Source organism: Sulfurospirillum deleyianum DSM 6946, from assembly GCF_000024885.1.
Taxonomy (GTDB): Bacteria; Campylobacterota; Campylobacteria; order Campylobacterales; family Sulfurospirillaceae; genus Sulfurospirillum; species Sulfurospirillum deleyianum.
In genome coordinates, this window is the sequence record NC_013512.1 from 330,130 (window position 1) to 352,467 (window position 22,338).

Annotated in this window: 13 protein-coding genes and 1 tRNA gene; all 14 read left to right on the plus strand. The window is 38.7% G+C overall.

What is annotated here, in order from left to right; all coding sequences use genetic code 11:
* The first annotated feature begins 34 nt into the window (after positions 1–34).
* The 14 genes from rpoB (at position 35) to SDEL_RS01890 (ending at position 22,105) form a co-directional block, all read left to right on the plus strand.
* The gene (gene rpoB / locus SDEL_RS01825; protein ID WP_012856156.1) at positions 35–4,192 is read left to right on the plus strand and encodes a DNA-directed RNA polymerase subunit beta; all 4,158 of its coding nucleotides are present in this window, start codon (positions 35–37) and stop codon (positions 4,190–4,192) included.
* Positions 4,170–8,693 carry a DNA-directed RNA polymerase subunit beta' gene (gene rpoC / locus SDEL_RS01830; RefSeq protein WP_012856157.1) on the plus strand — a complete coding sequence of 1,508 codons (4,524 nt, stop codon included), beginning with the start codon at positions 4,170–4,172 and terminating at the stop codon, positions 8,691–8,693. The genes rpoB and rpoC overlap by 23 nt, the downstream gene beginning before the upstream one ends.
* Before the next feature lie 84 nt (positions 8,694–8,777).
* Positions 8,778–9,155 (plus strand): 30S ribosomal protein S12, encoded by a 378-nt coding sequence (rpsL, locus tag SDEL_RS01835; protein ID WP_012856158.1) that lies wholly within the window; start codon positions 8,778–8,780, stop codon positions 9,153–9,155.
* A gap of 73 nt (positions 9,156–9,228) precedes the next feature.
* Positions 9,229–9,699, plus strand: coding sequence for a 30S ribosomal protein S7 (rpsG, locus tag SDEL_RS01840; RefSeq protein ID WP_012856159.1), 471 nt, complete (start codon positions 9,229–9,231; stop codon positions 9,697–9,699).
* Positions 9,700–9,780: 81 nt separating this feature from the next.
* Positions 9,781–11,859: an elongation factor G gene (gene fusA, locus SDEL_RS01845; RefSeq protein ID WP_012856160.1), complete on the plus strand. Its 2,079-nt coding sequence runs from the start codon at positions 9,781–9,783 to the stop codon at positions 11,857–11,859.
* 172 nt (positions 11,860–12,031) lie between these two features.
* Positions 12,032–12,991: a methionine ABC transporter ATP-binding protein gene (locus tag SDEL_RS01850; RefSeq protein WP_012856161.1), complete on the plus strand. Its 960-nt coding sequence runs from the start codon at positions 12,032–12,034 to the stop codon at positions 12,989–12,991.
* Between the two features lies 1 nt (position 12,992).
* Positions 12,993–13,673 carry a methionine ABC transporter permease gene (locus SDEL_RS01855; RefSeq protein ID WP_012856162.1) on the plus strand — a complete coding sequence of 227 codons (681 nt, stop codon included), beginning with the start codon at positions 12,993–12,995 and terminating at the stop codon, positions 13,671–13,673.
* Between the two features lie 114 nt (positions 13,674–13,787).
* On the plus strand, positions 13,788–14,609 hold the full coding sequence (locus SDEL_RS01860; RefSeq protein ID WP_012856163.1) for a MetQ/NlpA family ABC transporter substrate-binding protein: 822 nt from the start codon (positions 13,788–13,790) through the stop codon (positions 14,607–14,609).
* Positions 14,610–14,720: 111 nt separating this feature from the next.
* Positions 14,721–14,797 (plus strand) — tRNA-Arg (locus SDEL_RS01865).
* Positions 14,798–14,984: 187 nt separating this feature from the next.
* Positions 14,985–17,510 (plus strand): trimethylamine-N-oxide reductase TorA, encoded by a 2,526-nt coding sequence (gene torA, locus SDEL_RS01870; RefSeq protein ID WP_012856164.1) that lies wholly within the window; start codon positions 14,985–14,987, stop codon positions 17,508–17,510.
* Positions 17,510–18,073, plus strand: coding sequence for a cytochrome C heme-binding periplasmic protein (locus SDEL_RS01875; RefSeq protein WP_012856165.1), 564 nt, complete (start codon positions 17,510–17,512; stop codon positions 18,071–18,073). The genes torA and SDEL_RS01875 overlap by 1 nt, the downstream gene beginning before the upstream one ends.
* Before the next feature lie 108 nt (positions 18,074–18,181).
* Positions 18,182–18,868 (plus strand): response regulator transcription factor, encoded by a 687-nt coding sequence (locus SDEL_RS01880; protein WP_012856166.1) that lies wholly within the window; start codon positions 18,182–18,184, stop codon positions 18,866–18,868.
* Entirely contained in the window at positions 18,858–20,447 is a 1,590-nt protein-coding gene (locus tag SDEL_RS01885) for an ABC transporter substrate-binding protein (protein WP_012856167.1), read from the plus strand. The genes SDEL_RS01880 and SDEL_RS01885 overlap by 11 nt, the downstream gene beginning before the upstream one ends.
* Positions 20,444–22,105: a sensor histidine kinase gene (locus SDEL_RS01890; protein ID WP_012856168.1), complete on the plus strand. Its 1,662-nt coding sequence runs from the start codon at positions 20,444–20,446 to the stop codon at positions 22,103–22,105. Before SDEL_RS01885 ends, SDEL_RS01890 begins: the two co-directional genes overlap by 4 nt.
* Positions 22,106–22,338: the final 233 nt, after the last annotated feature.

Consider the following 22,338-nt stretch of genomic DNA (forward strand, 5'->3'; position numbering starts at 1 on the left):
CTGCCCTTTTCAAACAACTACACGAGGTAGACTCATGTTAAATAGCTTAAAATCTGGAAATCGCCTTAGAGTCGATTTTTCCAAAGTCCCTAAAAAAATTGATGTCCCCAATCTACTCCAACTTCAACAAAAGAGTTATGAACAATTTTTGAATGTTGAAAATCTCAAAGATGAGAGTGGTGTAGAGAAGGTTTTTAAATCTATTTTTCCTATTCATGATCCCCAAAACAGAATTACTTTAGAATATGCTGGATCTGAAATTGGAAAACCAAGATACACAGTCCGTGAATGTATGGAGCGAGGACTGACGTACTCTGTTAGCATAAAAATGAATATTCGTCTTATCTTATGGGATAAAGATGAAAAAACTGGTGAAAAAACTGGTGTAAAAGATATTAAAGAACAAGCAATTTTTATTCGTGAAATTCCTTTGATGACGGATAGAACCTCTTTTGTGATTAACGGCGTTGAAAGAGTTGTTGTTAATCAGCTTCACAGAAGCCCTGGTGTTATTTTCAAAGAAGAAGAGAGTCCAACGGTTGCCAATAAATTGATTTACAACGCTCAAATCATTCCAGATCGTGGTTCGTGGTTGTATTTTGAGTATGATGCAAAAGATACACTTTTTGTGAGAATTAATAAACGCAGAAAAGTTCCTATTACGATTCTATTCCGCGCACTTGGATACAGCAAACAAGATATTTTAAAACTTTTTTATCCTGTGCTTAATATTATGATTCGTGAAAATAAATTTTTAATTGAGTTCTCAGCAGATAACTTCTTGGGTCGTGTTGATTTTGACCTTAAAGATGAGCATGGAAACCTTCTTTTAGCGGCAGGTAAACGTCTTGCACGTAAAAAAGCAGAAAAATTTATTGAAGATGGTGTGAAATTTATTGAATATCCTGTTGAAATTCTTGTCAATCGCTTTTTATCTTCTCCAATTATTGACCAAGAGAGTGGTGAAGTTTTATACGATACCTTAGCGCAACTTGATGAAGGTAAATTGGCAAAAATTATTGAGCAAAAATGTGAAACGATTGAGATTGCTAATGACCTTGCAAGTGGTGTGGATGATGCGATTATTAACTCTTTTATTGCCGATACAGAAACACTAAAACTACTTCGTCAAACAGAAAATGTTGAGGATGAGAACGATTTAGCAGCCATTCGTATTTATAAAGTCATGAGACCAGGTGAGCCTGTGACCAAAGAAGCCGCAAAGTTATTTGTGAAAGATCTTTTCTTCAATTCAGAGCGTTATGACTTAACAAAAGTTGGTCGTATGAAAATGAATCATAAACTAGGGTTATCCGTACCTGAGTATGTGACCATTATGACCAGCGAAGATATTATTAAAACAGCGAAGTATTTGATTAAAGTTAAAAATGGTCAAGGACACATTGATGATAGAGACCATTTGGGTAATAGAAGAATTCGTGCCATTGGAGAGCTTTTAGCGAATGAATTGCATTCTGGTTTGATAAAAATGCAAAAAGCTATTCGTGATAAATTTACAGCGCTAAGTGGTAGTGTTGAAGAGTTAATGCCTCATGATTTAATTAACTCAAAAATGATTACTTCTACGATTGCAGAGTTTTTCTCCAGCGGACAATTATCTCAATTTATGGATCAAACCAATCCACTCAGTGAGATTACCCATAAACGTCGTCTCTCAGCATTAGGTGAAGGTGGTTTAGTTAAAGAGCGTGCAGGTTTTGAAGTGCGTGACGTTCATCCAACCCATTATGGAAGAATTTGTCCTGTTGAAACACCTGAGGGTCAAAATATTGGTTTGATCAATACCCTGTCGATGTATGCAAAAGTAAATGATTTAGGTTTTGTGGAAGCACCGTATCGTAAAGTTGAAAATGCGACGATTACAGATGAGATTATTTACATCACCGCAACGCAAGAAGAGGGTTTAGTTATTGCCCCTGCGAGTACTAAAATCAATGAAAACAATGAAATTGTTGAAGATTTGATTGAAGTAAGAGTTGATGGCGAAACGGTTATGATCGAAAAAGAGAAAGTTGATTTGATCGACCTCTCTTCCATGATGATTGCAGGTGTTGCAGCTTCGTTGATTCCTTTCTTGGAACATGATGACGCCAACCGTGCGTTGATGGGTTCAAACATGCAACGTCAAGCCGTTCCATTGGTAAAATCAGATGCTCCAATTGTAGGAACAGGTGTTGAAAAAATTGCCGCTCGTGATTCATGGGAAGCGATTAAAGCAAGACGTGCAGGTATCGTTGAAAAAGTTGACAATAAAAATATTTATATTTTGGGTGAAGATGAAGATGGTGCATTTATTGACCATTATGCATTGCAAAAAAATCTTAGAACAAACCAAAATACAACGTTTACACAAAAAGTGATTGTAAGACGTGGTGATTTTGTTGAAAAAGGCGGTGTGATCGCTGATGGTCCAAGTATGGATCAAGGTGAGCTTGCTATTGGTAAAAATGCCATGGTTGCGTTTATGCCATGGAATGGTTATAACTACGAAGATGCGATTATTATTAGTGAGCGTATGATTCGTGAAGATGCGTTTACCAGTGTTCATATCTATGAAAAAGAGGTTGAGGCACGAGAACTTAAAGACGGTGTGGAAGAAATCACAAAAGATATTCCAAACGTTAAAGAAGAAGAGTTAGCGCATTTGGATGATAGTGGTATTGTCAAAGTAGGTACTTACATTACTCCAGGGATGATTTTAGTCGGTAAAGTATCTCCCAAAGGTGAGGTAAAGCCAACGCCTGAAGAGAGACTTTTACGTGCTATTTTTGGTGAAAAAGCAGGACATGTTGTCAATAAATCACTTTATGCTTCCCCTTCGCTTGAGGGTATTATTGTGGATGTTAAAATCTTCACGAAAAAAGGGTATGACAAAGATCCAAGAGCCGTTCAAGCTTATGAGCAAGAAAAAGAGATTTTAGATCGTGAACACCATGATAAATTACTTATGTTAGATCGTGAAGAGATGTTGCGTATTAATGCACTTCTTCTTAAAAATCCATTGCAAGAAGATCAAGAAATTAATAAACAAAGCTATAAAAAAGGTCAGTTTATTAAGGCAGAAGATTTGCAAAACGTTAATCGTTTCTCCATTAACTCGATTGTTAAAGCATTTGATGATGGCGTGCAAGATGCGTATAAAGATCTAAAAGCCTATTTCCAAAATGAGAAAAAGAAACTCAAAGAGGAACATGATGAAAAGCTTAATATCTTAGAAAAAGATGACATTTTGCCAAGCGGTGTTGTGAAACTTGTTAAAGTTTACATTGCGACAAAACGAAAGCTTAAAGTCGGTGATAAAATGGCGGGACGTCATGGTAACAAAGGTATTGTTTCTAATATCGTTCGTGAAGTTGATATGCCATATCTCAAAAATGGTGAGATTGTTGATATTGTTTTAAATCCACTGGGTGTTCCAAGTCGTATGAATATTGGACAAATTCTAGAAGTTCACTTAGGACTCATTGGTAAAAGACTCGGCGATCAAATTGAAGATATTTTTAAAGAAAAGCAAGGTGATTGGATCAAGTCACTTCGTGAAAAAATGATTAGCATTGCGGATGTTGCAAAACTGATGGATTCACGTAATTTCATGGATACTTTAAATGATGAGCAACTTTTAGGTTATGCACGTGATTGGAGTAAGGGTGTGCGTTTTGCAAGCCCAATCTTTGAAGGTGTCAATACAGAAGAATTTGCAAAACTCTTTGAGATGGCAAAAATTGATATGGATGGAAAGACGGATTTATATGATGGTATGACCGGTCAAAAAATGCATGAAAAAGTTAACGTGGGTTACATGTACATGTTAAAACTCCACCACTTGGTTGACGAAAAAGTGCATGCACGAAGTACAGGACCTTACTCTTTGGTCACACAACAGCCAGTGGGTGGTAAAGCACTTTTTGGTGGTCAAAGATTTGGTGAGATGGAGGTTTGGGCTCTTGAAGCATACGGTGCAGCTCATACCCTAAGAGAGATGTTAACTGTTAAATCAGATGATGTTGAAGGACGTATTTTGGCGTACAAAGCGCTTACTCGTGGGGAGAATGTTCCACAAACGGGTATTCCAGAAACATTCTACGTTTTAACGAATGAGTTGAAGTCTTTGGCTTTAGATGTTGAGATTTATGATGAGGTGGAAGAAGATGACACGACTAGAACCAATTGAGATTCACGAAGAGAGCCGTCCTAGGGATTTTAAAGCATTTCAATTAAGACTTGCGAGCCCTGAAAAAATTCGTTCATGGAGTTATGGTGAGGTTAAAAAGCCTGAAACGATCAATTATCGTACATTAAAACCAGAACGAGATGGTCTCTTTTGTGCGAAAATTTTTGGACCAGTACGTGACTATGAGTGTCTGTGCGGTAAATATAAAAAGATGCGTTATAAAGGCATTAAGTGCGAAAAATGTGGTGTTGAAGTTACCAGCACCAAAGTTCGCCGTTCACGTATGGGACACATTGAACTCGTTACTCCTGTGGCACATATTTGGTATGTCAATTCTCTTCCAAGTCGTATTGGTACACTGCTTGGTGTTAAAATGAAAGATTTAGAGCGCGTACTTTACTATGAGGCATATATTGTAGAACACGCAGGTGAAGCCTATTATGATGCTGAAAATAAAAATAAAGTAGTGGCGTATGATGTTTTAAATGAAGAGCAGTATCAATCTTTACAACAACGTTTTGGTGACACAGGTTTTGTGGCTAAAATGGGTGGTGAAGTGATTCGTGATTTGTTGGCAAGTATTGATCTTGTAGAAGTTTTAAGTCAACTTAAAGATGAAATCAATCAAACCAGCTCAGAAGCAAAGAAAAAAACGATTGTTAAACGTCTTAAAGTGGTTGAAGCATTTTTAAACAGCGGCAACCGTCCAGAGTGGATGATGATCACGATGTTACCAGTATTGCCACCTGATTTAAGACCACTTGTCGCACTGGATGGCGGAAAATTTGCGGTCAGTGACGTAAACGATTTGTATCGTCGTGTTATCAACAGAAACGCCCGTTTGAAGCGTTTGATGGAACTTGATGCTCCTGAGATTATTATTCGTAATGAAAAGCGTATGTTACAAGAGGCAGTTGATGCGTTGTTTGATAATGGTCGTCGTGCCAATGCCGTTAAAGGGGCTAACAAGCGTCCTTTAAAATCACTTTCAGAAATCATTAAAGGTAAACAAGGTCGTTTCCGTCAAAACTTGCTTGGTAAAAGGGTTGACTTTTCAGGTCGTTCGGTTATCGTTGTGGGACCAAATTTGAGAATGGATCAATGTGGTCTTCCAAAGCAAATGGCTTTAGAATTGTTTAAACCGCATTTGTTAGCACGTCTTGAAGAAAAAGGGTACGCAACAACGGTTAAACAAGCAAAGAAAATGATTGACATGAAAACCAATGAGGTTTGGGAATGTTTGGCGGAAGTGGTTAAAGGACATCCTGTGATGCTTAACCGTGCGCCGACACTTCACAAGCTCTCCATTCAGGCGTTTCACCCTGTTTTGATTGATGGTAAAGCGATTCGTTTGCATCCACTCGTATGTTCGGCATTTAATGCGGACTTCGATGGTGATCAGATGGCGGTTCACGTTCCTTTATCACAAGAAGCGATTGCTGAGTGTAAGATTTTGATGCTTAGTTCTATGAATATCTTGCTTCCAGCTTCCGGTAAAGCGGTTACTGTTCCAACACAAGATATGGTTTTGGGTCTGTACTATCTTACTTTAGAGAAGAAAGATGCTAAAGGTAGCAATAAAATTTTTGCCAACATTGATGAAGTGCATATTGCTATTGATTCAGGATTTTTAGATATTCATGCAAAAATTAAGACACGTATTGGTGATAGAGTTCTTTTTACGACAGCGGGTCGTTTAATTTTAAAATCAATCTTGCCTGAATTTGTACCAGAAGAACTTTGGAATAGAATTTTAAAGAAGAAAAATATTGGTGGATTGGTTGACTTTATCTTTAAAGAGGGCGGCATTGGTATTACAGCAGGATTTTTGGATAACCTTAAAAATCTTGGTTTCAAATACGCAACACAAGCGGGAATCTCAGTCTCTATTGACGATATTCGTGTTCCTGATACCAAAGTGAAAAAGATCAAAGAAGCGAAGAAAAAAGTACGTGAGATTCAAAAACAGTTCAGCTCGGGTTTATTGACCGAACAAGAGCGTTATAACAAAATTATTGATATCTGGACTGATACGAACAATGATGTGGCATCAGAGATGATGAAGCTTACCGAGAGCCATAAAGGTGGATTTAACTCTATTTATATGATGGCAGACTCTGGTGCGCGTGGTTCTGCTGCACAGATTCGTCAGTTAGCAGGTATGCGTGGTTTGATGGCAAAGCCAGATGGAAGTATTATTGAAACACCAATTATTTCAAACTTCCGTGAAGGTCTCAATGTTCTTGAGTACTTTATTTCAACGCACGGTGCACGTAAAGGTTTGGCGGATACCGCTCTTAAAACAGCGAATGCGGGTTACTTGACACGTAAATTGATTGACGTTGCACAAAATGTTAAAGTCACGATGGATGATTGTGGAACACATGAAGGTGTTGAAATCACAGAAATCAGTGAAAGCGGCGAGTTGGTTGAATCCTTGTATGAGCGAGCAACGGGTCGTGTGTTAGCAGAAGATGTGATTGATACCATTACCAATGAGGTTCTTTTTACTGAGGGAACATTGATTGATGAGAAAAAAGCACAAGCACTTAAAGATGCAAGTATCAAGTCTGTTGTGATTCGAACACCGATTACATGTAAAGCTAAAAAAGGTGTGTGTGCGAAGTGTTATGGTACAAACTTAGCTGAGGGAACATTGGTTCGTCCTGGTGAAGCAGTAGGTATTATTTCAGCTCAATCCATTGGTGAACCAGGTACGCAGTTGACCCTTCGAACATTCCACATTGGTGGTACCGCTTCGACTGAGTCACAAGATCGTCAAATTATCGCTCAAAAAGAGGGTTTCATCCGTTATTACAATGTGAAAACGTATGTTACCAAAGAGGGTAAAAATATTGTTGCTAATCGAAGAAATGCAGCTGTTTTATTGGTTGAACCAAAAATCAAGTCGCCAATCAAAGGTATTATTGAAATTGATACTGCGCATGAAGAGACAGTTATTTCTATTGTCGGAAACGGTGAAAATGTAAAATATACCCTACGAAAGAGTGACTTTGCTAAGCCAAATGAATTAGCAGGCGTAAGTGGTAAAATTGAGGGTAAATTTTATATTCCTTACGTCAATGGTGATAGTGTTGAAGTCAATGAGAGTATTGTTGAGGTCATTAAAGAGGGTTGGAATGTTCCAAGCCGTATTCCTTACGCCAGCGAACTTAAAGTGAAAAACGGTGAGCCTATCATCCAAAAAATTAATGCGGATGCCAAGGGTATTGTAAAATACTATAAGCTTAGAGGGGATTATTTAGAGCGTATTCATGATATCGTTAAAGGTCATGTTGTCAAGGAAAAAGGTATTTTTGCTGTCATTGCAGATGATGATGATAGAGAAGCAATTCGTCATTATATCCCTCGTGATTCTATTATTGATATTAATGATAACAGTGTGGTCGATACTAAAACCTTGTTAGCGTATCCATCCAATAATGAGCAAATTACCATTGCTGATTGGGATCCGTATTCTACACCGATTATTGCTGAAGATGCGAGTACGGTTACATTTGAAGATATTGAACCTGGTATTAGTGCGACAGAGCAGTTCGATGAGATGACAGGTCAAAGCAGATTGGTGATTAATGAATATTTGCCAAGCGGAATGAAGCCGACCATTGTTATTGTCAATAAATTAGGTGAAATTATTAAGTATCAATTAGAGCCAAAAACAGCGATTTTCGTTCAAAATGGTACGGTTGTAGGTTTGGCTGATTTAATTGGTAGAACACCAAAAGCGATTGCAAAATCAAAAGATATTACCGGAGGTCTACCTCGTATTAGTGAGCTTTTTGAAGCACGTCGTCCTAAAAATGCAACCGTGATTGCTGAGATTGATGGAACAATTCGTTTTGGTAAGCCTCTTCGTTCAAAAGAGCGTATTATCATCGAAGCAAAAGACGGTACAAGTGTTGAGTATTTAGTGGATAAAAATACACAAATTCATGTTCAATCAGGCGAATTTGTCCATGCGGGCGAGAGACTGACTGATGGTGTGATTTCAAGTCATGATATCTTACGTATTATGGGTGAAAAAGCATTGCATTATTATCTAATCAGCGAAATTCAACAAGTTTACCGTGGTCAAGGTGTTGCGATTAACGATAAACATATTGAAGTTATTGTTTCTCAAATGCTTCGACAAGTAAGAATTGTTGATAGTGGTGATACGAAGTTCATCATGGGTGATCTTATCAGCCGAAGACGATTCCGTGAAGAGAATGAAGCGGTCATGAAAATGGGTGGAGAACCAGCCATTGCCGAACCAACTCTTTTAGGTGTAACTCGTGCGGCTGTTGGTAGTGACAGTGTTATCTCAGCAGCGTCGTTCCAAGAAACAACCAAAGTTCTTACAGAAGCAAGTATCGCAGGAAAAATGGATATGCTTGAAGATCTTAAAGAAAATGTTATTTTAGGACGTATGATTCCTGTTGGAACAGGCTTATACCAAAATAAGCAGTTTAATATTGAATTGAACCCAAGTAGAGGTTAAGTTAAGGTTCCCTTAACTTAACCTTTTTTTAAGCTATTTTTAAATAAAATTAGCACCTATTTTTTACAAAATAAAGGAAATAATGTGCCAACCATTAACCAACTCGTCAGAAATGAGAGAAAAAAGGTGATTAAAAAATCAAAATCACCTGCACTTGATAAGTGCCCTCAAAGAAGAGGCGTTTGTACAAGAGTTTATACCACAACTCCTAAGAAACCAAACTCAGCTTTGAGAAAAGTTGCCAAAGTCAAATTGACAAGCGGTTTTGAAGTCATTAGCTACATCGGTGGCGAGGGACATAACCTACAAGAACACTCCATTGTATTGGTACGTGGCGGTAGGGTAAAAGATTTACCAGGTGTTAAGTACCATATCGTACGTGGTGCGCTTGATACATCAGGTGTTGCAAAAAGAACGGTGTCTAGAAGTAAATACGGTACAAAAAGACCAAAAGCTAAATAAATTTAACCACAGGTGATGTCCTTGTTTTTTGACATCATTTGAGTAAAATTTTCAAAAATTTGAAGGAAAAATAATGAGAAGAAGAAAAGCTCCCGTAAGAGAAGTACTACCTGATCCAATTTATAATAACAAAGTTATTACAAAGTTCATCAATGCGTTGATGTTTGATGGTAAAAAAAGTGTAGCAACCAAAGTATTTTATGGTGCATTAGAATTAGCTGAAAAAAGAAGTGGAACTTTAAAAGGTATTGAGATTTTTAATACAGCTATGGATAATGTAAAGCCTGTTATGGAAGTAAAAAGCAGACGTGTTGGTGGTGCAACATATCAGGTTCCAGTAGAAGTTAGACCAGCAAGACAACAAGCATTGGCTCTTAGATGGTTGGTTTCTTATGCTCGTAAGAGAAGTGAGAGAACCATGATCGAGAGGTTGGCAAATGAACTTTTAGATGCGGCTAATAGCAGAGGCGCAACTTTCAAGAAAAAAGAAGATACTTATAAAATGGCAGAAGCAAACAAAGCGTTTGCTCACTATCGCTGGTAGAATGATGATAAGAGCGGAACTTTTGTTTACGCTCTTTCTCATTTCTCAATTTTTACTCCTACTACATTTAAGGAAACGACAATGGCAAGAAATACCCCTATAAGCATGGTACGTAATATCGGTATTGCTGCGCATATTGATGCGGGTAAGACGACAACAACCGAAAGAATTCTATTTTACACTGGCATCTCTCACAAAATTGGTGAGGTACATGACGGTGCTGCAACTATGGACTGGATGGAGCAAGAAAAAGAGAGAGGTATCACCATTACTTCTGCTGCGACAACATGTACATGGAAAGATCACCAAATTAATATCATCGACACCCCAGGTCACGTTGACTTTACTATTGAAGTTGAACGTTCTATGCGTGTTTTAGATGGTGCAGTTGCTGTATTTTGTGCGGTAGGGGGTGTTCAACCCCAATCAGAAACCGTATGGAGACAAGCAAATCGTTACCATGTTCCACGCATGGTTTATGTTAATAAGATGGACCGTGTTGGTGCGAATTTTTATAACGTAGAAGCACAAATTAAAACTCGTTTAAAAGCCAATCCTGTGCCTATTCAAATTCCTATTGGCGCAGAAGATACCTTTAAAGGTGTTGTTGATCTCGTTGAGATGAAAGCACTGGTTTGGGATGATGATGCTGCAATGGGTTCAAACTATCAAGTGGTTGAGATTCCAGCAGAGCTTGCGGATAAAGCAAAAGAATACCGTGAAAAAATGATTGAAGCTGTTTCTGAAACCAGCGATGTTTTAATGGAAAAATATCTTGGTGGCGAAGAGCTTACTAAAGAAGAGATTAAAGCAGGTATTAAAGCGGGATGTTTAGCAATGACATTTATCCCTATGATTTGTGGAACATCGTTTAAAAATAAAGGTGTTCAACCGATGCTAGATGCGGTTGTAGATTATATGCCAGCACCTACGGAAGTACATGCGATTAAAGGTGAGTACGAAGATGGACGTGAGTGTGTCGTTGATTCAACCGATGAGGGTGAGTTTGCGGCACTTGCATTTAAAATTATGACCGATCCATTCGTTGGTCAGTTAACCTTCGTTCGTGTTTACCGTGGTTCATTGGAAAGCGGAAGTTACGCCTACAATACTACTAAAGATAAAAAAGAGAGAATTGGTCGTCTTCTTAAAATGCATGCAAACAAAAGAGAAGAGATTAAAGTTCTTCACTCAGGTGAAATTGGTGCGGTTGTAGGTCTTAAAGACACACTTACTGGTGATACACTTGCCAGTGAAAAAGATCCTGTAATTTTAGAGAGAATGGTATTTCCAGACCCTGTTATCTCTGTAGCCGTTGAGCCTAAAACGAAAGCGGATCAAGAGAAAATGGGTATTGCGCTTCAAAAATTGGCGCAAGAAGATCCAAGCTTTAGAGTTGAAACCGATGAAGAGAGTGGTCAAACGATTATCTCTGGTATGGGAGAGCTTCACTTAGAAATTCTTGTTGATCGTATGCTTAGAGAGTTTAAAGTAAGTGCGGAAGTGGGTCAACCACAAGTTGCTTACCGTGAAACTATCCGTGCAACCGTTAATCAAGAGTACAAATACGCAAAACAATCAGGTGGTCGTGGTCAGTATGGTCACGTTTATCTTAAACTTGAGCCACAAGAGCCTGGTTCTGGTTATGAATTTGTTAACGATATCAAAGGTGGTTCTGTTCCAAAAGAATATATCCCAGCGGTTGATAAAGGTATTAAAGAAGCGCTTCAAAGCGGTGTTCTTGCAGGTTATAAAGTGGAAGACGTTAAAGTTACCCTTTATGATGGAAGTTACCATGAGGTTGACTCTTCTGAGATGGCGTTTAAACTTGCTGCTTCAATGGGCTTTAAAGAGGGTGCAAGAAAAGCAAAACCTGTTATTCTTGAGCCAATTATGAAAGTTGAAGTTGAAACACCTGAAGACTTTATGGGTGATGTTATCGGTGACTTGAACCGTAGACGTGGACAAATTAACTCTATGGATGATAGAAGTGGTAACAAAATTGTTAATGCATTTTGTCCTCTTGCCGAGATGTTTGGTTACTCAACAGATCTACGTTCACAAACACAAGGTCGTGCGTCTTACTCTATGGAATTTGATCATTATGATGAAGTTCCTAGAAACGTTGCAGACGAAATTATTAAAAAACGTAACGGTTAATCTTTTACATGTAAAGAGTCTTCGGGCTCTTTACATCTCTTTTTTCGCTACTATCTCCTAAACGCATTTTTTACTCAATGAACGAAAAATAATATTTTGACTCACAACGATTAACAATAAATCGCTATAATCTCGCGTTTTGGATTAGACTACTTTTTGTAAAGGTTAAAATGTGATAGATATAAAACACCTCAGTAAATACTTTAACGATCAAAAAGTTTTAGATGACATCACTTTACATGTAAACACAGGTGAAATATTTGCTATTGTTGGGCACAGCGGTGCTGGAAAATCAACACTACTTCGTTGCATTAATGGATTGGAAGGTTTTAGTGAGGGTAGCGTGAATGTATTGGGGCAAGAAGTTAAACACTTAAACGAAAGTGGTCTTGGAGCATTACGCAGTCAGATTGGTATGATTTTTCAAAACTTCTCTTTACTCAATCAAAAAAATGTGTATGACAATATCGCACTTCCAATGAAAGTCTGGGGATATAGTAAAGAGAAGATTCAAGGAAGAGTCGATGAACTTTTGAAACTTGTAGGGCTAGAAGCCAAAAAATGTGTTTACCCTAAAGAGCTCAGTGGTGGACAAAAACAGCGTGTTGCGATTGCAAGAGCATTAACTTTAAATCCCAAAATTCTTCTCAGTGATGAAGCAACATCAGCACTTGATCCTAATACCACTAAATCCATTTTAGAGCTTTTACAAGAGATCAACATTAAACTGGGCGTTACCATCATCATTGTTACGCATGAAATGGATGTTGTTAAACGAGTTGCATCGCGTGCGCTACTTTTAGAAGATGGCAAAGTGATTGGACTTGGGCGTATTGAGGAACTCTTTTTGAGACCCGATGAAAAGATGATGCGGTTTTTAGGTGAGGATGAAGAACTCCCGCAAGAAGGGGTCAATATAAGGCTCTTTTTCCCAAGCAATGTCTCGTATCAGCCTATTGTAACAAAGATGGCAAGAGAACTTAACCTTAATTTTAACATTGTGTGGGGAAAACTTGAAAAACTCAATGACCATGTGGTTGGCTCACTGGTTATTAATATCGATGAACAAAATGCAACTTCAATTACTGCCTATTTACAAGAGAAAACTGAAGTGATCTGGGAGGTACTTTAATATGGAACAATCTATCCTCAATTTTTATGAAAAATCAATCAGTATGAAACAGGTTTTGATAGATGCTGTGATTGAGACACTTACGATGAGTCTTGTTTCAACCCTTCTTGCTACACTGATTGGGTTTGCGTTGGCTATTGTTCTCATTGTTACAGATAAAAATGGGATATCTCCGCATCGTTATACCTATAAAATTTTAGATGTCGCAATCAATATGCTACGATCCTTCCCTTTTATTATCTTGATTATTGTCCTCTTCCCTGTGACAAAATTTTTGGTAGGGAAGCATACTGGAACCTTTGCCATGATTGTTCCGCTTACCATTGGAACAGCGCCTTTTATTGCACGAATGATTGAAGGGGCTTTTAAAGAGGTGGACAGAAGTGTCATTGAAGCGGCAAAGTCTTTTGGTACCAGCAAGGTGCAAATTATTTTTAGGGTTTTATTGCCTGAGGCATTTCCTAGTATTATTTCTGCCATTACACTCTCGTTAATTATCATTATTGGTTTTTCAGCCATGGCAGGAACCGTTGGCGGAGGCGGTCTTGGTGCGGTGGCGATGAATTATGGCTATTATCGTTTTGATGGTACGTATATCTTTTGGACGGTTTTTATTCTGATTGTATTGGTTCAGATATTTCAAAGTCTAGGGGATTTTCTCTATAAAATAGTAAAGCATTGATTTTTAAATAGCATACACAATTCAGTCTCTTTTAATGCGAAAGAGGTTACGATTTTATAAATGTTTAGTAAGTAAAGAGATTTACTAAACATTTAGTTATTTTAAGGAGTACAGATGTATAAACATTTAGGCGTGATTTTAGTAGGAGCATTATTGACATTCAGTGGTTGCAGTGGCGATAAAAAAGTTGAAGAAAAAGCAGTTGCAAAAGAAGATAAAAGTGCAAAAACAATTATTGTAGGTGCGACTCCCGTGCCACATTCTGAGATATTGGAAATCGTAAAACCTCTTTTAGCCAAAGAAGGGTATACGCTTGAGATTAAAGTGTTTAATGATTATGTTATTCCCAATAAAGTCACAGACACTGGTGAAATTGATGCAAATTTCTTTCAACACACACCGTACCTTGTTGAGTTTAATAAAAATCAAGGCACAAAGCTTGTGAGCGTTGGTAATATTCATATTGAACCCATTGGTATCTATTCTAAAAAAATTAAATCACTCTCTGAGCTTAAAGATGGTGATAGCGTCGCGATTCCCAATGACCCAAGCAATGGGGGACGTGCTTTAGATGTTTTAGCCAGTGCTGGATTGATTAAACTCAAAGATGTTGAATTCAAAACAAAGCTTGACATTGTTGAAAATCCAAAAAATCTTACCTTTACAGAGCTTGAAGCAGCACAACTTCCCCGTGTGATTGAAGATTTTACCCTTGCGGTTATTAACACCAACTACGCACTTCCCGCAGGGCTTAATCCTAGCACGGATGCGCTAGCGCTTGAGTCTGCGAATTCTCCGTACGCCAATATTTTGGTTGTCAAAGCGGGCAATGAGAACAGCGACAAAACCAAAGCACTGCTTAAAGCGGTTCAATCCGATGAAGTGAAGAAATTTATCACTGAAAAATACAAAGGTGCTATCGTTCCAGCATTTTAGTCAACAAAGACTCTTGCTTAAAGTGTATCTTTGGTACACTTTAAGCCTTCTTCTTTTAGGTTTCCTAAGTCTATTTTTGGTATAATTCCCGCCATTTAAAATCTCTTCAATGTCCTCATAGCTCAGCAGGATAGAGCACAGAATTCCTAATTCTGAGGTCGTGCGTTCGAATCGCGCTGGGGACACCACGTTTCATTTTAAACTTACATGTAAATCTTTTTTATAAAATCCACACGTCATCTTTTTACCTCATTAATTCCTCATTTTTTTTCGTTAAGCTTCATTCATAAAAGATAAAAATTATACTTTTAATTTAATTTTTATCTCAGTTTTTGTTTATAACAGAGTAAAACTATTTACAATAAGGAGTCAACAATGACAAAGAAAATGGATCGAAGATCCTTTTTGAAGGCAAGTGGAGCAACCGCAGGTGCAGTTGTTGCAACGATACAAGCGGAAGCTATTCCTTTGGTGGGAGATTCCCTGCTTAATGATCATGAAAAAGGATTTAGTGCTTCTCACTTTGGTGCCGTTGTTACGCACACGAGAAACTCACGTTTTGAGAGTGCGACACCCTTTGAGGGTGATGCTCACCCTGTGACATTAGTAGAGGGCTTAGCCGCACGGACCTATGCAGAAGATCGTATTTTATATCCTTGTGTGCGTGAGGATTATCTTAAACATGGCTATAAAAGTGATAAAAGTAAGCGAGGCAATGATACGTTTGTGCGTGTTTCGTGGGAGACTGCTTTTGATTTGGTTGCCAATGAAATCAAGAGGGTGAACACTACTTATGGTCCAACGGCGATTTATGGTGGAAGTTATGGATGGTTTTGTGTAGGAAGTCTTAACAATCCACAAGCACTTTTGAACAGAATGTTAGGCATTACAGGAGGATATACAGGGCGTACATGTACGTATTCAACCCATGCAATTCGCCAAATTACGCCTTATGTTGGAGGAACAGATGAATCCAGCGCTCAACCTACGGTTTATCCTGTTTTGATTGAACATTCTGAATGTATCGTTTTTTGGGGATGTGATCCTATTAATACCAATCAAATTGCATGGGGTGTCCCAACACATGGCGTTTATAAATACCTTAAAGAGTTGAAAGAAGAAGGTAAAAAACGAGGGGTTAAATTTTATGTGATTGATCCTGTGTACAACAACACAGGCATGTATTTCGGTGCGGAGCATATTCAAATTCGCCCTACAACAGATGTGGCGATGATGCTAGGAATGGCGCATTACCTCTATAAAGAAAAACTGTATAACGCAGATTTTATTAAAAAATATACCATAGGTTTTGATCAGTTTAAACAATACCTTTTAGGTGAGAGTGAAGATATGGTGGCAAAAACACCAGAGTGGGCAGCCTCTATTTGTGGTGTGCCTGTAGAAGTGATTAAAATGCTTGCAAAAGAGTGTGTTTCTAAACGTACGATGCTCATGGGTGGATGGTCAACCCAACGGGCACATCATGGTGAACAACCTAACTGGATGCTTATTACGCTTGCAAGTATGTTAGGTCAAATTGGACTTCCAGGAGGAGGGTACGGTTGTAATTATCACTACTCTTCAAATGGCGTTCCTATGCCTGCGGCCGCAACGGGTAATCCTTTGACAAAAGCTGATGCGGATGCTAAAGATTTTGCGAGTGCATCTCCAGGACTTTCAGGTATTAGTATCAAGTCTAAAATTAAAGGACCTTGGGATAAAGCGAAAATGGAAATTATCCCTGTATCTCGCATTGTTGAGTGTTTAGAAAACGCAGGAAAAGAGTATAACTTTGATGGGCATACCAAAAAATGGCCTGAATTAAAAATGGCGTATTGGGCGGGTGGAAATCCATTTCATCACCATCAAGACAGAAACCGCATGATAAAAGCATGGCAAAAACTAGAGACCTTTGTGGTTCAAGATAATTTCTGGACGGCGAGTGCAAGAATGGCAGATATTATTCTTCCGGCAACGACAGAGCAAGAACGCAATGATATTACCAAAGCGCACACGAATGAATACATTTTTGCGATGAAACAAGCCGTGGCTCCAGCAGGAGAGGCGATGGATGATTTTGATATTTTTGTCAATATTTTAAGACGTTTTACCGCAGAGCAAGTTTTAGCCTTTACTGAGGGAAAAAGTAAAATGGAATGGATCAAATCTTTTTACCAAGCCTCGTTTGATAAAGCGGCTAAATCAGGTGTTAAAATGCCAACATTTGATGCGTTTTGGGAGAAAGGGTATGTTTATTTTGAGACACCTGAGAGTGCTAAGAAGTTTATTAAACATGAAAAATTCAGAGCAAATCCTGTGGTCAATCGTTTAGGTACGCCTTCGGGAAAAATCGAGATTTTCTCCAAAAAAATAGCAGGGTATAACTACAAAGAGTGTAAAGGTCATCCTATGTGGTTTGAACCTATGGAGTGGGCAGGAAGTAAGGTGGCTAAAGAATTTCCTTTAAGTCTGGTTTCTCCCCATCCCAAATACCGTCTACACTCTCAGCTCAATAATACATGGCTTCGCCACCTTGAAGAGGTCAATGGTCGTGAGCCGATTTGGATGCACCCTAATGATGCGAAAAAAAGAGGCATTAAAAATGGGGATGTCGTTAGGGTCTTTAATAAACGTGGACAGGTTTTAGCAGGAGCCGTAGTGACAGAAGCCATTATGGAAGGGGCGGTGAGAATGCAAGAGGGCGCATGGTATGACCCAAAAGAAGCAGGAAAGGTTGGTACATTGTGTGTGCACGGTGATGTCAATGTATTAATTCCTGATGTGGGAACGTCAGAACTTGCGCAAGGTAATCAAGCAACAGCGTTGGTGGAAATTGAAAAATTCAAGGGCGAAGTACCTGCCATTAGCATTTTTAAAGCACCAAAGATAAAGGGCGCCTAATGAAACCATTCAAAGCAATAGCACCCTTGTGTATCGTAGCAACGTTGGTATGCGCACAAAGTGCCTTTGTTGCTCAAAATGTGCCTTTGTTCGCAACGGCGAGTGACGGATCAGCTCTAGGGGAGCTGATCGTTGCTTCCCAAGTGAATGTGCTCTCTCAAAAAGGAGAGTTTACTGAAGTTGAGTTTGTCGGATTTATGCCTGAGGGAAGCACAAAAGCTTATGAAAAAATAGGGATGTTAATGGTGGGTTTTGAAGCACCCACACCTTCAACCTATAAAGTCATAGGGCAAAAAAAAGATGAGTATGAGAGCATATGGCTGAATGTATCGGTAAAAGGATTTGTGAAAACAAAAGCCCTCAAAGAGACAAAAGCGTCTATTTTAGAAGAGGGTAAGGCAGCGTTTCAAGCCAAGTGTGGGACCTGTCATGCCCTGCATCCTGAGGGTGAGTTTGATGCCAATGTTTGGCCGAGCATTTTAGAAGCAATGAGTCCGCAAGCGGGACTTTCAAGTGCGGAGCGTTACAGTATTGAAAAATACCTGCAAAATTATCAGCACTAAGAAATTTACGCCTCCTAAAGAGGGGTAAATTTCCCTTTTTTTGTTTAATCTTAGAGAAGAAAACTTTCGTTACAATCTTTACATGTAAACTTTTTCAAGGAGCAATGTGTGGATATTTGGCTTGAAAAATTGAAAGATTTGAGGCTTCTGTACGCAGAAGATGAAGAGGGGATTCGCAAACCGATGGCAAACTCTTTGGGGTACTATTTCAAAGAGGTGTTTGAGGTTAAAAATGGCGAAGAAGCTCTGGATTGCTACTATGAACACCATCCTGATATTATTTTAACCGATTTGCGAATGCCCCGAAAAGATGGCTTAGAGATGGCAAAAGAGATTCGTCATAACGATAAAAAAATTCCTATTATTATGATTACGGCGCATACCGATAAAGAGTATTTGCTCAGTGCTATTGATCTTAAGATTGAAAAATATCTTATTAAACCAGTTGCGTTAGATGAATTGCTTAGTGCTTTAAAAGTGTGTGTTGAAGAGATAGAAGCGGATAAACCTTTGTATGTGGAGTATGCGGAGTATCGCTTTGATTTTAAAAATCGTCTGGCAATGCCCAAAGAAGGTGAAAAGATAGAGTTAACGCAAAAAGAGGCTGATTTTTTACTGCTTCTCATCGGTAAAAAAGGACTCATTGTAAGTTACGAAGAGATTGAGATACGTGTATGGAAAGAGGAGTTTATGAGTATTGCGGCTCTTCGTACGTTAGTCAAAACTTTGCGTAAAAAACTTGAGGGTTTAGCCTTGAAAAACCATTCTCAAATGGGGTATAGCCTTGTGTTTTAAAAAACTGATTGTTTTGGTGATTTATTTTTTAGGGATGGCTTTGCATGCCAATGAGTATCAAGAAGATAATCGGGCGCAAAGAGCTTTACATGTAAAAGACCCTCGCTCACACATCAAAGTTTTTTTCCCCTCTATGCCATACAATTATGTCTCCCGTTTGGTCAATGAAAGTCTGGTACGATTGGCTGAAAATGAACAAGGATGGGAGTATGCATTGGCGATTTCAAGCAAAAAACTCTCCCCTCTTTTGTATGAGTTTGAGTTACGTCCTCATGTGCGTTTTCAAGATGGTACGCCTTTTAACGCCGATTCGGTGATTCACAATTTTGAGTATTTCCTCAAACAGCCTTTTAACTATACCCATATTGATAAAACACTAAAACGGGTTGAAAAAATTTCTGATTTGAAAGTTCGCATCCATTTGCATAAACCCTATGGGATGCTTTTTCGTGATTTGGCACGTATTTATTTCTATTCAGAAGCTTATTTACGCCAATATGGCTGGGCTGGAGGGGATACGGGAGCGAATATCCAAAGTGCAGGACCTTATGGATTAGGTCCTTATCTTTTAGTAGAGGGCATGGTTACGGGGAGAAAACAGACTCCCAAAGTTATCCTCAAGGCGAATCCTTATTATTGGGAAGAGGGATTGCCTAAGATTGAGACGATAACCCTGTTTACAGAACTGAGTATGCAAGAGGCGTTGGATTTGGCGCTTTTTAAAGATGGGGGGTTGGATTTTATGCAGATTCCTTTTAATAAAAAAGTAGAAACCATGCTCTCCCCTTATGCAAAACTCATCTCCATGCCCTCAAGTCACAATTTTACAATCTATTTTAATTTAAAAAAGAGCAATGCGCCCATTGCCCGTAAAGAGGTGCGTCAAGCCCTTAATTGTGCGCTCAATCAACAAAATCTTCTCAATTTTACCTACAAAAAAGAGGGACAGCTTAATCCCAACGCCATGAAGCCTTATGAATGTCCTCTAAGCCAAGAGGCGATTTATGCACTTTTGAACGATATTGAATTTGAAGTAGCCACACAAGACGCTCTGCTTTTTTTATGGAAGGGCATTGAGTATCAGCTCTCTTCATACGGGGTTCGGTTGCGGTACAAAACGACAACGAGTGAAAAAGAGATTTACAATGTGATGCAAAAAAATCATACCCAAGTTCAATCGTGGGATATGCTGGTGCAAGGAACACAGGATTATTACGGTAGGCATCCGTGGCCTATTTTTATTCGCTATCACGAAAACAATCCCTGGAGTTTTGTGAAAGGTGATACGTTGATGCGTCAGTGCATTGAAGCGTTTTTTGAGGCAGAACAGGGAAGTGAAGCGTTTATTTCTTTGTATGAACGTATTCAAAAACGAGCAAAAGGAGAAGCTTACATGCTTTTTGTTCCTATTCCTAACGCAGTCTTTGCGATGAATAAAGAGTTGATTTTTGAGCCTTTAGGGATTGGAATGCAGCCTTTTTGGAAGGCAAATATTACCCCTGAACATTGGTCGATACGAGGAGAAGCTCCCTATCCTGAAAACCTTCAAGCGCCTATCTTGCCCAAGAGGATTCCATGAAAAATATTCCCATCAAATACAAATTGCTCTTTTTATTCAGTTTTTCCTTTATTGGAATGCTCATCTTAGCAGAGCGTTCTTTTGCGCTTTCCAAAGAGAATATCCGCAATGCGGCTATGATTTTTGACAATGCAAAAAGTACACAGCATTTGCAAGAAAATTATATAGAGCCTTTAAATGTGCTTCATGAAAAAAGTCTTTCTTTGGTGCTTTCTCCTAATGAGGATTATCGAAAGAGCATTGAAGTTGAGATTTTGGAGCAACGCCAGAGATTAGAGGAGCGGTTTAAGGCATTGGATGAGAAGAGTTATGCTATTTGGCAAGCCTATCTTAAAAGCGTTGAGAAGACATGTGCGTATGTGGCATCTTCCTTTGAAGAGGGGGCATTTGTTTATGTGACGTCTGTGGAGAGAGAACGTTACTATGCTTTGCTGAAGCAACTTAAAATTTTACAGCACACTGCCGTACAGTATATGGAATCCAATTTTGAAGATATTCAAAGTCGCTCTCAAGCACTGAAGTATGAATTAGCCGTTTTGGTGATTTTACTAGCAACATTGGTGTTTATTGCGGGGTATTCTCTCTCAGGGCATATCGTCTCATCCATTCATCGCCTTCAAGAGGGATTGCAAGAGTTCTTTGCGTATTTGCAAACCAGACAAAGTGAACCCAAACCCATTGCACTTTCAAGCAAAGATGAGTTAGAAACAATGTCCAAACTGCTCAATCAAAGTATCTCAAAAGCGACATCGGATATTCAGCAAGACAATGAGTTTATTGAGGATGCCATTAGTGTTGTTAATGATTTGCAACAGGGGATTCTCTCCTCAAGGCTGCACTCTTTTCCTCAAGCAGATAAATTACAGCGTCTTAAAGATGTTATTAATACCATGATTGACAATTTAGAGTCAAAAATCAATGAAGAAATTTTAAAGCGAACCGAACAAGAAAAATTACTCATTCAGCAGAGTAAACTGGCGAGTATGGGTGAAATGATAGGCAACATCGCCCACCAATGGAGACAACCCCTAGGAGAGTTGAGTGCTATTTTGATTAATCTTCAAGTTAAACATTCGTTTCATGATTTGGATGATGCGACCCTTTTAAACAGTATCCAGCAGTGCAATAAGCTCAACGCGTATATGTCAAGTACCATCAGTGATTTTCAAAACTTTTTCAAACCCTCTAAAGATAAAGAGGTCTTTGAAATATCAGAGGCGTGTCAAAAAGCTATTTCGATGCTCAAAGCGTCCTTGAATTATCATGGTATAGAACTTTGTTTTGATATTTCAGCGAAGGTTGAGGTTTTAGGCTATCCTAATGAGTTTGCTCAAGCGCTTTTAAATATTCTCTCCAATGCCAAAGATGTCCTGAGTGAGCGTGAAATCAGTAATCCTTTTATTCGATTGGAGCTGAAAAAAGGGTACAAATACACACTGATTGTGATTGAGGATAATGGTGGAGGCATCGCAGAAGAGTATGTGGATAGAATTTTTGAGCCTTATTTTACGACTAAGTATGCCAAACAAGGAACGGGTATTGGGCTTTATATGACGAAGATGATTATTGAGAACAATATGGGTGGGGTCATTAATGTTAAAAACACTCCTTTGGGGGCTATTTTTACCATTAAATTACCCAGCGTGGCGAGTGCGTAACCATCTTTACATGTAAAGATGGTTACATGTAAAAGTTTTTAGGGTTGAGTGTTTTGGTTGATTTATTGGCAATATGATAAAGGGTGTTAAAAGCATCTCAAGGCTTGAAGGGATAGCGAGTTTGCGTAGAAGGTTCTAAAAAAAAGTTACAAAAAAGTAATAAAAGAGCGGTTGATGCACAATGATTACAGAGGCATTACGAAGCGGTTACAAAAAGGGTGTATTCTTAATTT